The organism is Acinetobacter sp. 8I-beige (assembly GCF_902505955.1).
In the GTDB taxonomy this organism is placed as follows: domain Bacteria; phylum Pseudomonadota; class Gammaproteobacteria; order Pseudomonadales; family Moraxellaceae; genus Acinetobacter; species Acinetobacter johnsonii.
The window spans coordinates 1,597,730-1,611,019 of the sequence record NZ_LR732790.1; the positions used below are offsets into that span (position 1 = coordinate 1,597,730).

Genomic DNA, 13,290 nt, shown 5'->3' on the forward strand with positions numbered 1-13,290 from the left:
GGTCCATAAAAAAGACCGCAAAAGCGGTCTTATTGAAATTAAGAACTAAGTAACTCGGTCTATATCACCGCGTAGCATAATCTGGAAAGAATCAGACAGCACTGTTGGCTCAGACTGCTTCACCGTACGAATCACCCAGATTGGGTGATTGGTTGCGATCGTATTAAAACGCAACGTATTTCCGCTCGCCCAACCACTACCCCAACCTTCTTTTTTGATGATGAAGTAAGGTGCGTTTGTGACTGGGTTGATTGGTGAGCAATCTTCTGTTGTTACACCAGTTTCAATCTGGCCAGAATATTCACCGATAACTCGGAATGCAGAGTTTCCTGTGAATACAATTGCCCAACGCTCTTGAATATTGCCCTGATTTGTAACCTCAATCGGATAAAGTGTGTCGTTGTAGTTGGCTGATATGGCAGCACCAACCGCCTCATCCTTCCACAAGTTATCCCATGTCGACTGTACAAACTTACGTGTGTAGCGAGACTGCATGTCTCCAATCACCAACACCGAGCCCACAATCGTATTTACTGGATCATAGTTGTGGGTCAGTGGTTTTGTGAAAGTCACTTGGCCATTAATTTTGACATCACGGACCAAGCCCATATCCTGATAGCGATACTTAGCAGTAAGTGGTCCAGTCAGATTACCTAAAGCAAAATCACCGTTTAAAGTCACTTTGCTGTAGTCATAATCAACCACATACATATCAAATGGAATTTTAATACCATCGGCATCTTCAAGTTCACACCAGGAGATCCGTGCATCATTCAATGGGTAGGTTTGACCAGCAATAAAATCAGGTAATTCCTGCGACTTACTCGCACTCACAATCCCAATTTCACCCGAACGGAAAATCGGTACCCGACCATCAATCGGCAAACGTACTGCAGATAAACCCAATAACTCAGCATCAATTGGGATATAGCTATAACCCACTGCACTGTATTTGATGGTTTCAGGCAGGACCATAATGGGCTTGTGAATCCACTGCTTGCCATCCCTGGTATATTCAAGCTCTGCCACATACCAATCCTGCGCCATAATTTCAGCACGGTTTGCAGAAGTCACTTCAATCTTTTCGCGAAAAACAAACTGACCATAACCCTGATCGTAGTTAAAAAAACCATCGCACTCCGCTGTATCAATCACACCAGATCCCGCTGGTATAATATTCAAAACACCACCTTCCACCTTTGTTGCTGACAAGGTTAAGGACTGCGCCCGGATCGGGATCATTGGTGCACGGTATGCCACTTGGTTGGTTTTTACACTTTCAAGCTGAGTTACTAAGGTCTCTATGGTCGGATTATTCGCACCACCTACATCCCAAGTGGATAACTCGACCACGCCATTTCCATAATGGATCTGGCCAGCTACCGTTCCCGCACCCGTGGTCACCGATGGGTTACGATACAGTGATCCAAGTTTATCGACATAGGTTGAGCTGGCTAAGGTAAAGCGAACCGAACCTGCAAGAATCTGCTCAGCAAAGCCTTCGGTTAAATCCGTTTTTAGGGTAGACCCAATGACAGTATCCGACCATGATTGAGCCGCTGAACTATCGCGATATGAGACACTCACTGTCACAGCAGTCGCTACTTCATTCAAGTTTAAAGTGTGCGTTTCGCTGGTGTTTTGATATTTGATCGTCATACCCAAAAGACCAGCTTCAATTGCCTCCTGCGAAGTATTGTGCGTGCCGTAGTAAGGACGCATGATCTTCTCGCGCTCAATCGCTTCAAGTGTAGTGCTCGGAGTGATACTCATCGTACGAGATGAATAGTTAATGGTGCCTTGTTGTTGCCCCTCACCATTGATTAAACGCCCTGTTGTGGCATCAATCGGCATATCGCGCAGTTCAACCTCACCCGTGTGGCTCATATACTTGACGGGTACACGTACTTTCACAGACTTGGGAATGAGTGCAGCAGAGCCATTGTCCAATTCAATTGAGATTGTCCCGTTAGTCGGTACCGCAGTCACCTGAACTGCTGACTTGGATCCTTTCTGGCCTGATACATTGAACGTGGTACCACCATTGGGTAACAAGGTTGGCATCAACTTGGCCACACCATCCGCATAATCAATGGTCCCTGTGGCATCCCCTGTGAATTGTCCCTGACCATTATCGGTTGCTGACTTGGCTACACCATTCAAAAGCCAGCCGACCGTTAAGCTTCCTGCCACAATCGAATCATTTACAGGGATCTCGACATAGGCTTTATTGATGGTTAATCCTGAACGCTCCTGAGCCGTGATCATATTGCTCCACGTTATCAGGATTGCACTGCCGACATCGGCGAGCTCACCTGTCGTTAATGACATGGTACCGGTATCGTAATCAATACTGCCTGAGCCAAATGACGAATCCCCACCGCGCAACTGCCCTGCACCATTGTCTCGAAGCGTGTAGACCTGATTCTGTACCAAGTACGACACTTGCAAACTGCCTGGTGATGGCAACGGGACCAAATTACGGATCCAGTTAAAACCGATGTTCTCTTGATTGACATAGATAAGATCGGATTCAACAGGTGCTGTTACTGCAGCTGCGGGCATAAAGTTAATCGTTAAGTTTGTAGTACCTGTCCCTGCGCTTGCGTTCCACACAATAGAACCATTTTGATAGTTGATGGTACCAATGGATGTACCGGCGGCATTTTTAAGTTCACCGCCGACATCGGTGATCGCGGAGCCAAATAATGTGAACTCTACCGATTTCGGCATGACGGATGAGCCGAGATACAGGCTCGACACAGTATTAATGATGACATTACTGAAAGTCTTGCTCAGTAAACCATTCTTGGCTTTCACCAAGGCCACAGAATCACCTGCAGCATTGATATTTACCATGGGGGTTTCAGTCTGCGCTGAAGGAACCAACTGCGTATAGACATCCTCTGCAACCACAGAGTAATCACCGACTTGTGCAGCTTCTTTAAGATTAGCACTGGAGTAATACTTCCCTGTATCCGCCACAATGGTGTCACGGATGATAGTGGTACTTTTTTCCCCGCTATACCATTGCTTCGCAGATAGCCCCACAAAATCAGCTTTTAATGCATCACTCAGACCATAAGTCGCAATCTTATATTCCACCTGTTTGCCGTCGACCATCACATAAGCCGTGCGGGTCGACACCTCAGTGATCCGTAGGTATTGCTCAATTTCTAAAGTTTTGCCCTCATTCGAGATCAACGCAATTGATGTGCCAATAGCGCTTTCCGCTTCCTGAGGAAACATGGCCACTTGTAGAGACTTCATGCCTTTCCAATGCGTGTCCAACGGTGTACCAGCAATCTGAGCACCTTTGGCATTATAGTTTTCAATGCGATTCTGCGCTTCTTTACGCTCATCCGTCCAGCTATCTGTACTGAATAACACGGCGGAAACATTGGGGTCTTGGGCATTCTGCGAGATGAATACCGTCGCCCCCATCAATGCATCGGTATCGGCTGTATCCACTGCAGCATAGATCTTTTGGATCGAAGTACGACCTGTGGTGCGATCCATCTCAGAAATATCATTGAACAGGTTATTACTTTGGCCGTCGATAATTTCACGGCCAGAGTATTTACCCCCACCATCATCAGCATCTGTACGGATGCGTTCTGACTCAAGGAGCTTTAAATTTTTGGTTTCAATTGGCATCGCTTACCTCAATGAATCGCATGGTAACGTTAAAATAAGTATCAAGTGATGTTGCTGGAGTGCCTTTAACTGTAGAGCTTTCCAGCGCACCGTCTTTATGATTCAAAATCACATTGAATACACGCTGGTCATGTGGCCATTCAAACTGAAGCGTGAATTGCTCCTGCAGGTTCTGCCATAAACGAAGCGTATTCAGGTCGCTCAGCTTGATCCAACCTTTAGTTTTATTGGCTGGCTGTAAGGTGATTGGTCGACCTGCTTGCTTACGCCCCTCTTGGATAATCAAGGCACCACTAATGGCATACTCCTGGTTCTGTTCAACGACAGACCAGTTTTCATCAGACCAAAAAAAACCATCCTCTAGTTGGATGGTTTCTCCTGTAGTTTTACGAATTAACTTCATTACATACTCCGTTTAAGCATTTCAAATTCACGAAGCATCTCTTCAACACTATCTACGGCTTCAGGCGTACCTTGTAGCTCTGCTGCTTTACCACCAGATTGCAATTCAAGCACTTTCTTTTCAGTCGGTTGCATGTTTTCAATTCCCTGTATATCGAATGAAGTCGCAATAAGTGGCGCATCAGGCACGGCAGAGATTTGCTGAGTTGAATCACTACTATTCGACAGTAATGAAGCATTAGCACCACCTGTACCACGTGCTTGTGATTTGGCATTCAGCTCATCGGTACGTGCTTTCATCTTGGCCTTGAAATCATCCCAATGGTCATTGGTAGCCTGCTGCTCAGCACTGATCTCAGGTTCTTCCCGTGCCGTAGATTGGCTAACTTGACTTACAGTGCGCTGAGTCTCGATTGCAGCCTGCTGGATCTCACCCAGTTTAGTAACTGTGGCTTTGCCAGTAGCATCCAGTTGGACTTGTAGACCAAGACTTGCTGCTTTTGCCTGAGCAACAGCAATTTTGGCCTTATCACCAGTTGCAATGGTTGAATCCAGCATCAGCTTGTACGCTTGCTGAATACCATCAGCAGTTGCCTGACCACTTTTGCTAATCACATCAAAATTAGCCTGTGCTGATTGTGCTGCTGAATCTAACTGTTCTTGAGTTTTAACACCCATGGCATTAAAAGCAGCTTGTGCTGGGTTTAGGATCTCAGGTAACTGTGCCGCTTTTTGTTCGATCTTACTTAAACCTAGAGCAACCTGTTCCCCTGCAATCAATCCCTGCTTACCGAACTCAATCAGCGCACTTTTAGCGTAATCAATTTCAGCTCTGGTTTGGGCTGAGTCAATAGCCTTATTGAGATTTGCACTTAAAGCTAAACCAGTATCAATCCCTTGGGCTTTGTAGGCTTCAAGATTGCCAATAATGACTTGGATGTCGTTATTAGCAGACTGGAATGTACTTGAAAATGCACCTTTAAGTTGCTGGGTTTCTAAACCTGTTCGCCCCAATGCAGCTTTCATTACCGCTTCTGTGACTGCGGCAGATTTAGCGGCTTCTTGTGCAGTTCCAGCAAAGGCAGCTTTAGCATTGGTTTGAAAAACTAAAAGGTCCTTACCATCTAGTGCAGCAACCAGCCTTGCTTGCATCTCCTCAGATGTAATTTTTCCCTGTTCGCGAAGAAGATTAAGACTTGTGACAGCATCATTGATTCCCTTGGTTGAATCAAATTTCATAGCACCAGAAATTTTATCAAGGGCCTCTTTGGTTGGTGCTCCTTTCTTGATTAGCTCATCGAACTCCTTGACTAACTTTTTAGACTCTTCGGTGAGCTGGTATGTTTTATCGCGTGCTTTGTCTGCGGCATCAGCAAAGGATTTTTTTACCTCCGCCACAGCTTTTGTCTGTGCCTCTTCATTCGCTAGTTGAAACTCAAGTTTTTCGGATGCTGAAATAGTATCTGTGTATTTGAGTTTTACACCATTTGCAGACTTCTCTAGGTTATCAAAAGCAATAGTTGCCCTTTCAACCCCTTTGGCAACCCCCTCACCAATGGCTGTGCCAACAGGCATAAATACTGTTGGAATTAACACCCCTACAGCTGTTACAGCAACACCTAGCGCACCTAAACGACTAATTAAGGTCATCACAGATCCGCTGGCAGTAGTTGCAGTTGTAGCAGCAACGGTTGTATTTGTAGCTAATTGGGTTTTAGCGGCAGCTGCTGAGCGTGTAGCAGCAGCATTTGCAAGTTGAGCTTGTGTGTTAGCAACCACAGACGCTGTTTCTTGAGTTATCGCAACTTGTGCTGCTTTTACTCCTGCAGCCTTATCAAGAAATACGTTGGCAATGTTTAATGCTTTATAAGCAATAAATGCCTGACCTGCCAAAATAAGAGTTGATACAATTTGATCGAGGTTTTCTGATACAAACTTAATAGCATTAGCAACTCTTTCACTTGCACCAGTTGCAGAATCCGCCTCACCTATATACAAGGTCCAAGCAGTCTTAAGATTCTCTATTGACTGACCTATTGTGACAGGCATTTTCCCAAATTCAGCATTTAAGGCTTTGGATTGACTTTCAAGTGCCTTAACAATCACTTCGGATGTAAGCTTTCCTTCACCCGCCATTGCACGTAACTTACCAATATTTACGCCCAAGCCATCTGCAAGGGCTCTTGCTAAGCGTGGAGCTTGCTCCATCACACTATTGAATTCTTCGCCACGAAGAACTCCTGACTGCAAGGCTTGGTTAAATTGATAAATAGCAGCCTCATTTGATGCTGCAAGACCACCACCAACAATCAGTGATTTATTAACTAAATCAGTTATTCCTAAAGCTCGCTCCTGCGAATAACCCAGCTGATCGGTTGCACTTTTAACCCGCGTAAATAACTCTGCAGTAGCAGTAAGATTTGAGCGAGTTTCAATTGCAATATTTTTTACACCCTCAAAAGCTTCTGCGAAGTTCCCACTTTTAGAGGTTGCAAGATCAATCCTTGCTTCTAAAACCTTAAATTCATCAGCAGTTCGGCCAATATCCATTAAGGACATGCCAATTCCAAGTGTAGCCATTGCACTGGTTAATGCTGTATAACCAGTTTTTAAGCCTTGAATCTCCCCACTAACTTGCCTTACTAGTGCCTCATTTTTTTGGAGTTCCGCATTTGCTTTACCTAATTCAGCATCCAGCTTGCTTAATTCAGGGGTAATGAGACTTAGTTCTGATTTGAATGCGCTAAATGCCTGATCAGCTTGCTTGACCTCTCTTTCTAACGAGTCGATCTGTTGCTGAGCAATTCGAATATCTTCGGGCGTGGCTTTGGTCTTTGAAAATTCTTCAAGTTTAGTTTTTGCAGTAGCTAAGTTTGCTTTAAGAAGATTTAATGATCGTACGGAGTCGACTCCAAACTTCTCAAAACTATCTGAAGTACCTACAACACTTGTACCTGTGCTCTTAATAATCTCGGTTGTTTCATTAAGCGATTTAATTAAAGTTGCTGCGCGTTCGCTGGCATTTTTTGGAATGATGTTTCCAATTTCTGCACCAGTATTTTTGGCAGTATTTGCTACATCCTGTAGTTCGCTACCAAGTTCGCCCAACTCACCTTTTACTTGTTCAGCTTTTTTTGGCAAGTCTGTTGGTATGATTTTACCAATCTCTTTTGCGGTTTCAGCACTTGTTTGCTTTAATCTTTCAGCTTCACTTCCAATGGTTTCAAATAGTTTTTTACTAACATCTTTGGATTGTTTAGCTGCAGCAACAAGGCCTTTACTATCGCCATCCATGATTAATTTGAAAGTTAAATTTTTACCAGACATGGCGACCTCAAATTTCAGGCATTAAAAAACCCACCAATCGGTGGGTTTGAAGTGCTTATTTAAATCATTTTTGAACTATTCGATTCACAACATAAAATCGCTTGCCATTTTTACAATCAACGAATGAGGCAATTTGGTCTGGATAGTTACTTTTCGTGCTTGAATGTCCAACATACTCAACTAAATCACACTCAGGGAGTTTCGAAACAAGCTCTGCTGAATCTTGATCGTGTTTTTGTATTTCAATTAGACCTTGTGTACCAACCTGCTTAAATAGCTTCGGGTATGCCTCAGGCGTATAACTCTCGATAGCATTCACATCAATTTTAGGATTATTCATTAATTTTACCTCGATAAAAAAGCACCCTAGGGTGCTTTATAGTTTCCATCTTTGGAGCCTTTGCAAACTGCTTGAACTTTATCCAAAACCAACTCACCACTACTTGTAATAGGGTGCTGTTTAATTGATTGGTAATATTTAATGCCATGCAACATACAGCTCGACTCGTAATCTTGCTGTGTTAGTTGGGGTGGTGGTGCGTCCTTATTTTTATAAGCATTAATAGCGGCGTTTGTTAAAGCATATAAAGCTACTACAACAATTCCACCAATAACCCCCAATACACCTAGCACTAATAGATCCCCTAAATCCGAGGGTTTGTTGCTTGCGCAAGCACGAGATGGTGTAACTAAATCACTGCCACAATTCTCACAAACACCCACCCCAGTTCTGCGCCAGATCTCGTAAACAATAGCTGGTAAGAAAAAGAAGAATGCTAAAACTAACGTGATTAGAAAATTACCACGATTTTTCGACCATCCTATATGACCACAGTTATTACAGCTAATACATTTATTTGCCATCCAACCCTCAACGACGTTCCCAAGTAATTTTAGATACGCGACCTTCACGAACGGTTACGGTATAAATCTCGTTTCCAACTTCATAAATGTAATCTGTCACTGAGATCGTAGTATTGTTGCCAGTATCAACTGTATAAGATTGTTGATGAATAGGCTTTCCTGCTTTAATTACTAATGAGCCAACCGAATCGCCAACTTGAACAATATCACCGCCTACACGGAAACTGCGAGTTTCAGCAGCCATGACCGAAAATGATGTGACTAATAACAAGCCAGCAAGTAATTTTTTCATGAATTTACCCCTCGTTATAATTGGGTAAATCATAGCGTGATCAAATTCACAGCACAATGTGAAAGTTACTGTTCTTTCTCAAGGCTCTTAATGAATTCATTGAACTTCTTATTGATAGCATTCTGCGCCCGAGTTGCAATCGCTAAATTACGCATCTTCATACGCTCAGCTTTTTGAGCCGCTTTAAGATAGTGTCGGAATGAACCGTAGCTCATTTGCATGATGCTTTCATGTGAGTGGCCATTGGATACGAGAAGCTGAAATACATCAAACCAACTACTCTTTTTACGCGGATCTACATCATCCCGGTGTTTAGGTTTCGGCTCGGAAAAAAATGTGTCATTCACTTTAATGACAGTATCCAATAACAAGACATTGAGTGAGCCCTCTTTCTTAAATAGATCGATGACCTGTTCAATGTTGTGTTGCATACAATGGGCTATCAATTGAGTCGATTCAAATGGATGAGTATCAAAAATCTTTTGTGTAGTTTCATCTGGATGATTATTCAAAAAGTCTTTGATGACCTGCGCTGCACCCGACCACTCATCAAAGTTATTCATCTGCAGCTGGTGCACCGATAGCTCACCAACTTTGACAGGTCGATTTGAAGCGATAAAAAAATCATTCATTGAAATACCTTAGCTAGTGCCACAAATGCATTAATGATGTTTGAGAGTTGCCAGATAAAAATACCCATCAAAATGGCACCTGTTACTTTCCAATAACCATGTTTTTCCATTACAACCTCTACTTTTTGTAAAACTACTGCTATAATTTCAACCACAAGTTTCTTTCCCTTGCTTTTATCTGGCGGGTGGAAATAAAAAGCCCAACGATTGCAGTCGCTGGGCTTTTGCTTTTTATGGGCACAAAAAAAGATGCCTAATGCATCCTATTTAAGTGCCTGTATGTGTTTATGCTGCTTTAGGGATTTGGGTGTAGTAACCGTATAAGCCAAGCGCACCATCTTTGTCTTTGGTCAGATCACCTAAGGCATCACCACTGATTTCGTATGAACCAAATTCTTCATGAATTAGGCCAAAGCTCGAATCGGGCGATTTAATTGTACGGTGCAAAGCTAAGAACACTTTGTCTTTGCTGATCTTATCAATACCTTCAAAGAACAATGCATATTCAGCACCGAAATCAGATGCGATCGTAGTATGTGTCACGGCGCCAGTCGTATAACCAATCACAACTTTTGGCAGATCATCAAGAAACTCGATAGTGCCATAAACCGCATCTAGCTTATATTTCGTTGATTCAATAGGAATTGGTGTTGATGCACCATCAGTCACTGTTGGTAGAGTTAGATTAAAACCATCCAGTTTAATCTTCTGACCTTTGGTGACTGCACCTAAATCATGGTCAGCTACGGTTTTGGTCGCTACAGCTACATTTTTACCCGACAGGATATATGCCAGGTTATCTGCATCAACTTGCTCAAGTGTGCCACTGAACGAAACCGCAGTGGTGTTGTATAGCACTAAATCGGTCGTATCATCACCTGACATTGACTCGGTATGTTCGATCTTGTCAGCTGTGATTTCAAGCGTAAAGTCAGGAATGTTGCCGAGTTCACGCATGGCACCAACAACGCCTTCAACAATCGGGGCAAGGGAGAACTTACCGCGCAATGAAATGTACTTCTTAGCCATTCGCAGGCACCTCTTTTGTTTTTGGTTTAGCTTCTGCTTTTACCTCAGGCTTGATTGCTTCAATCACGCCATCCTCTAAAAGCTGTTTAATTTTTGCTTGTGGTAAATCGCCCACAATTTGACCGTTAACCCATGGACCAATCGGCTTTAAGGCTTTGTATTGCATTTTCATAAGGTTCCTTAATCAGGTTCGGTTTGAATGAATAGCTCGGACTCTAGAACCACCGTTGAGTAGACACAGCTTTTAGAAATGTCTTCTTCGGTGTTCATATAAATCAGTGGCTCGGCACTAGATTCAGGTTCCCAGCCACTCAGTTTTTTGATGATCTTAATGGTTAGATCACCAGCCATATCAAATGCTTTAGAACCATCTGTCACTTGTGATGCGGCATGCTTACAACACGCTGTGACTTCCCAGACCACTTTCAGCTTAAGTGCATCACCCTTACTCACCACTCCTGCGCTTTTGGTACGGCGAAAATTAACTTGGATGTTGGGGGTGACTTGGGATAGCTCAGTCGTCATGCCGAGATTCTTAGGGGTATAGATTTTCTTTACACCCCATTCATCCATGAACTGCTCGAGGCGCGCTACTATTTCATCTCGTACCGCATATAGATTTTCATCGCTCATCTAGCACAACATCCTCAACAATGTTTAATAAATCCTGCTCGTCATCTACAGTTAAACCCAACCAAGCACGTGCAGGCATTTTCACGGTATAAGCACCAACGGTCACATCTTGAGCAAAGTTAGATCGTGTTTGACGAACAAAACGATTACCGACAACACCGGTCTTTTGGTTCTGTCGGAAGTAAACCGTGCTTTGACGTGCCTCATGTTTGATTTCACCGCCAAAGTGATGGATCGCACCATACTCAACGTCTGTACCAGCCTCAAAACCATTGCTGATGTTGTTGTTGGTGATAGAGTTCATTAGTCGCGATGTGTCACGAAGCGTGGTACCGCCTTGGCGCATCACCCTTACGGATAATGGCCACTTGCCGTATAAGCCCTCCCCGCGTGACCAGCGTTCGCGGATATTCTCCACCAAGGCTGCACCCATGCGCTCATAAAGTCTGGACTGACGCTCTTCAACGTCAGCATACAAACTTAGAGCTTTTGAGATCGCTGAGTCACCATCGGCACGGATTTCAATTAATGTGCCTGGCATGCATCACCTCACTTAATGCTCGGCATTTTTCCAAGGACATCATCACCAAAAACACCACCTGTATAAGTCGTGCCTACTGGGGCTGTAGATGGTTTGTTTTTAGGTGCATCGTCGATAATTTCTTTACTCTGCTCATCGATGATTTGCAGATCCGCTTTCTTGTCTTGGACGCGTTTTAAGAAAGCAATCGCATCGTCATAAAGCTTGGTGATATGCTCCAGAGGATCTTCAGTGTAAAGACGATAACGTGCGATATCACACGCTATACGTTTTAAGTTGGAAGGTACACTTGCGAGTGGCAAAGAATAACGGCTACCGATGTAACCGTTAATTTCTTCCTCTGCATCCTGCAGTGCGACTTGTACAACATCAACAGGATCTGCCCCACCTTCACGCCCCAACTTAAGATCATCAATTACCTGCGCACCAAACCGTGTTTTTAAATCAGCTTCAGTCGCGTACATGGATCACCCTACTTATCAGCTGTAGCTTTCTTGGCTTCGGTGGTGGCTTTCTTTAAAGCAGCTTCAGTTGTGGCTAAAGCCTTTTCCAAGCCTTCTAATTTCTTTTGAAGCTCTGCCACTTCTGCATCGGCTTTATCTTTACCCTCAATAAGGATTACCTCATTTGCTTTCAGCTCTGCCACTTCTGCAGCAAGGCTTGCAAGCTGGGCAGCAGTACCATCGGCCTTAGGTTGTTCTGGAGCTTTTTCTTCTTCAATAGCTCCAGATGCTAAAAGGGCCTGAAGTTGTTTATCTTCAAGCCCTTTGACTTCTTGCCCTGGTCGGTAGTGACCTAGGGACTGTTTTGCAATGTACTTTGGCATGCTATTTTCCTTATACAAACCCACGACCACCAACAAGACCGTTCTTATTGTTAGGGACTGCAAGTGGTGATGATTCAGCTAACATTTGAATGCTAGATGGGTTCTTTTCCTGCCATTGGCTTAGGTAAAATTCTAAAGCTTGGCCAAATGCTTCTACGTTCTGCAATGCACAATGTGCAATCCAACCATTTGCATCTGAGATTAAGCCAAAGAAGTCTTCAGGAATGAATCGCTCTGATTGACCACCACCAATGCTGTGCTTAACGTCATACGTCCAGAATTCAATATTATCAACAGTGCCACGGAACTGAGGTTTATCAATCTGATCAAATGTTGGTGTGAGTGGTACGTTAATACCAGCATACGGTGCAATAAACTTTTCTTTAAACTCTGGGTCTTTAATCAAGGTGTTGTACACCTTCGATGTCGTCAGAGCCATACTTGGTGATGTGCCTGAATGCTCCACAGACAAATCAATCATAGATTGAATATCTTTGACAGGTGTAGCACCAGCTTGCCCCCACTTGATTAATGGAGCGAAATTACAAGCAGCGTTGCGCTCGTAATCTACTTCATACATTGGAAAGTCTGCAGAAGCGAAAGTTGTCTTGCCATAAAGCAAAACATCACGCGCAATCAGCAATTTACGGTTTTCAATAGACTGACGCAGATATACAGCCTTTTGTGCTTGGTCAATCAAAAGAAGATCAGCGTCACTTAAACGATTTGAACCAGTTGCAATGACACCGAATTTTCGCAATTGACTAATCAAAGCAGTGTTTTGTACTTCACTCGGCATAACCGTCATCATTGGCTTTAAGTATGCAGGTTTAACGAAGTTCACTTTGCCTGATTCCCCAACTTTAATCTGTCGACCTGCAGCCGTCGGGGTCACAAATGGTGCTAATGGAGTAGCTGTATTTAATTCACCAACTGGCACTTCTTGTTTCGTGTACGAAACACGTTGTGGGAAGAAGCGATCCATTAGCCATGTATCAACTTTCTGGGTTGTATCAGTAAGAAGTACCAACTGTGGTACATCCAACAATTCCACAGGTGCATTTTGAAATGTAAATGTCTGACTCAT

General features: G+C 43.6%; 15 protein-coding genes. All 15 read right to left on the reverse strand.

Annotated elements, in window-relative coordinates:
- Positions 1 to 45: 45 nt before the first annotated feature.
- The 15 genes from GVX98_RS07555 to GVX98_RS07620 all read right to left on the reverse strand — a co-directional run bounded on the left by GVX98_RS07555 (position 46) and on the right by GVX98_RS07620 (position 13,290).
- Positions 46 to 3,657 carry a hypothetical protein gene (locus tag GVX98_RS07555; protein ID WP_159127686.1) on the reverse strand — a complete coding sequence of 1,204 codons (3,612 nt, stop codon included), beginning with the start codon at positions 3,655 to 3,657 and terminating at the stop codon, positions 46 to 48.
- Positions 3,647 to 4,060, reverse strand: a complete 414-nt coding sequence (locus GVX98_RS07560) for a hypothetical protein (RefSeq protein ID WP_159127687.1) — start codon at positions 4,058 to 4,060, stop codon at positions 3,647 to 3,649. Before GVX98_RS07560 ends, GVX98_RS07555 begins: the two co-directional genes overlap by 11 nt.
- The gene (locus GVX98_RS07565; RefSeq protein ID WP_159127688.1) at positions 4,060 to 7,386 is read right to left on the reverse strand and encodes a tape measure protein; all 3,327 of its coding nucleotides are present in this window, start codon (positions 7,384 to 7,386) and stop codon (positions 4,060 to 4,062) included. Before GVX98_RS07565 ends, GVX98_RS07560 begins: the two co-directional genes overlap by 1 nt.
- Positions 7,387 to 7,450: 64 nt before the next feature.
- Positions 7,451 to 7,726 (reverse strand): hypothetical protein, encoded by a 276-nt coding sequence (locus GVX98_RS07570; protein WP_159127689.1) that lies wholly within the window; start codon positions 7,724 to 7,726, stop codon positions 7,451 to 7,453.
- 26 nt (positions 7,727 to 7,752) lie between these two features.
- On the reverse strand, positions 7,753 to 8,250 hold the full coding sequence (locus tag GVX98_RS07575) for a Pmp3 family protein (RefSeq protein ID WP_159127690.1): 498 nt from the start codon (positions 8,248 to 8,250) through the stop codon (positions 7,753 to 7,755).
- Between the two features lie 7 nt (positions 8,251 to 8,257).
- Complete coding sequence (locus GVX98_RS07580) at positions 8,258 to 8,542, reverse strand: DUF2845 domain-containing protein (RefSeq protein WP_159127691.1); 285 nt, start codon at positions 8,540 to 8,542, stop codon at positions 8,258 to 8,260.
- Between the two features lie 65 nt (positions 8,543 to 8,607).
- Entirely contained in the window at positions 8,608 to 9,174 is a 567-nt protein-coding gene (locus GVX98_RS07585) for a hypothetical protein (RefSeq protein ID WP_159127692.1), read from the reverse strand.
- Positions 9,171 to 9,329, reverse strand: coding sequence for a hypothetical protein (locus GVX98_RS16755; RefSeq protein WP_171264384.1), 159 nt, complete (start codon positions 9,327 to 9,329; stop codon positions 9,171 to 9,173). Before GVX98_RS16755 ends, GVX98_RS07585 begins: the two co-directional genes overlap by 4 nt.
- 130 nt (positions 9,330 to 9,459) lie before the next feature.
- Positions 9,460 to 10,203 carry a hypothetical protein gene (locus GVX98_RS07590; RefSeq protein WP_159127693.1) on the reverse strand — a complete coding sequence of 248 codons (744 nt, stop codon included), beginning with the start codon at positions 10,201 to 10,203 and terminating at the stop codon, positions 9,460 to 9,462.
- On the reverse strand, positions 10,196 to 10,375 hold the full coding sequence (locus GVX98_RS07595; protein ID WP_159127694.1) for a hypothetical protein: 180 nt from the start codon (positions 10,373 to 10,375) through the stop codon (positions 10,196 to 10,198). Before GVX98_RS07595 ends, GVX98_RS07590 begins: the two co-directional genes overlap by 8 nt.
- 8 nt (positions 10,376 to 10,383) lie before the next feature.
- Positions 10,384 to 10,836, reverse strand: a complete 453-nt coding sequence (locus GVX98_RS07600; protein ID WP_159127695.1) for a hypothetical protein — start codon at positions 10,834 to 10,836, stop codon at positions 10,384 to 10,386.
- Positions 10,826 to 11,377, reverse strand: coding sequence for a phage virion morphogenesis protein (locus GVX98_RS07605; RefSeq protein WP_159127696.1), 552 nt, complete (start codon positions 11,375 to 11,377; stop codon positions 10,826 to 10,828). The genes GVX98_RS07600 and GVX98_RS07605 overlap by 11 nt, the downstream gene beginning before the upstream one ends.
- 8 nt (positions 11,378 to 11,385) lie before the next feature.
- Positions 11,386 to 11,841 carry a gp436 family protein gene (locus tag GVX98_RS07610; RefSeq protein WP_159127697.1) on the reverse strand — a complete coding sequence of 152 codons (456 nt, stop codon included), beginning with the start codon at positions 11,839 to 11,841 and terminating at the stop codon, positions 11,386 to 11,388.
- A gap of 8 nt (positions 11,842 to 11,849) precedes the next feature.
- A complete protein-coding gene (locus GVX98_RS07615; protein ID WP_159127698.1) occupies positions 11,850 to 12,203 on the reverse strand; it encodes a hypothetical protein in 354 nt (117 codons plus the stop codon).
- A 10-nt stretch (positions 12,204 to 12,213) separates the two neighbouring features.
- Complete coding sequence (locus tag GVX98_RS07620) at positions 12,214 to 13,290, reverse strand: major capsid protein (protein ID WP_062034622.1); 1,077 nt, start codon at positions 13,288 to 13,290, stop codon at positions 12,214 to 12,216.

Excerpts from the sequence above, each read along its gene's own strand:
- GVX98_RS07610 (WP_159127697.1), bottom strand. The coding sequence starts at position 11,841 with ATGTACGCGACTGAAGCTGATTTAAAAACACGGTTTGGTGCGCAGGTA.
- GVX98_RS07620 (WP_062034622.1), bottom strand. The coding sequence starts at position 13,290 with ATGAGTCAGACATTTACATTTCAAAATGCACCTGTGGAATTGTTGGAT.
- GVX98_RS07565 (WP_159127688.1), bottom strand. The coding sequence starts at position 7,386 with ATGTCTGGTAAAAATTTAACTTTCAAATTAATCATGGATGGCGATAGT.
- GVX98_RS07580 (WP_159127691.1), bottom strand. The coding sequence starts at position 8,542 with ATGAAAAAATTACTTGCTGGCTTGTTATTAGTCACATCATTTTCGGTC.
- GVX98_RS07575 (WP_159127690.1), bottom strand. The coding sequence starts at position 8,250 with ATGGCAAATAAATGTATTAGCTGTAATAACTGTGGTCATATAGGATGG.
- GVX98_RS07600 (WP_159127695.1), bottom strand. The coding sequence starts at position 10,836 with ATGAGCGATGAAAATCTATATGCGGTACGAGATGAAATAGTAGCGCGC.
- GVX98_RS07570 (WP_159127689.1), bottom strand. The coding sequence starts at position 7,726 with ATGAATAATCCTAAAATTGATGTGAATGCTATCGAGAGTTATACGCCT.
- GVX98_RS07555 (WP_159127686.1), bottom strand. The coding sequence starts at position 3,657 with ATGCCAATTGAAACCAAAAATTTAAAGCTCCTTGAGTCAGAACGCATC.
- GVX98_RS07585 (WP_159127692.1), bottom strand. The coding sequence starts at position 9,174 with ATGAATGATTTTTTTATCGCTTCAAATCGACCTGTCAAAGTTGGTGAG.
- GVX98_RS07595 (WP_159127694.1), bottom strand. The coding sequence starts at position 10,375 with ATGAAAATGCAATACAAAGCCTTAAAGCCGATTGGTCCATGGGTTAAC.
- GVX98_RS07560 (WP_159127687.1), bottom strand. The coding sequence starts at position 4,060 with ATGAAGTTAATTCGTAAAACTACAGGAGAAACCATCCAACTAGAGGAT.
- GVX98_RS07590 (WP_159127693.1), bottom strand. The coding sequence starts at position 10,203 with ATGGCTAAGAAGTACATTTCATTGCGCGGTAAGTTCTCCCTTGCCCCG.
- GVX98_RS07615 (WP_159127698.1), bottom strand. The coding sequence starts at position 12,203 with ATGCCAAAGTACATTGCAAAACAGTCCCTAGGTCACTACCGACCAGGG.
- GVX98_RS07605 (WP_159127696.1), bottom strand. The coding sequence starts at position 11,377 with ATGCCAGGCACATTAATTGAAATCCGTGCCGATGGTGACTCAGCGATC.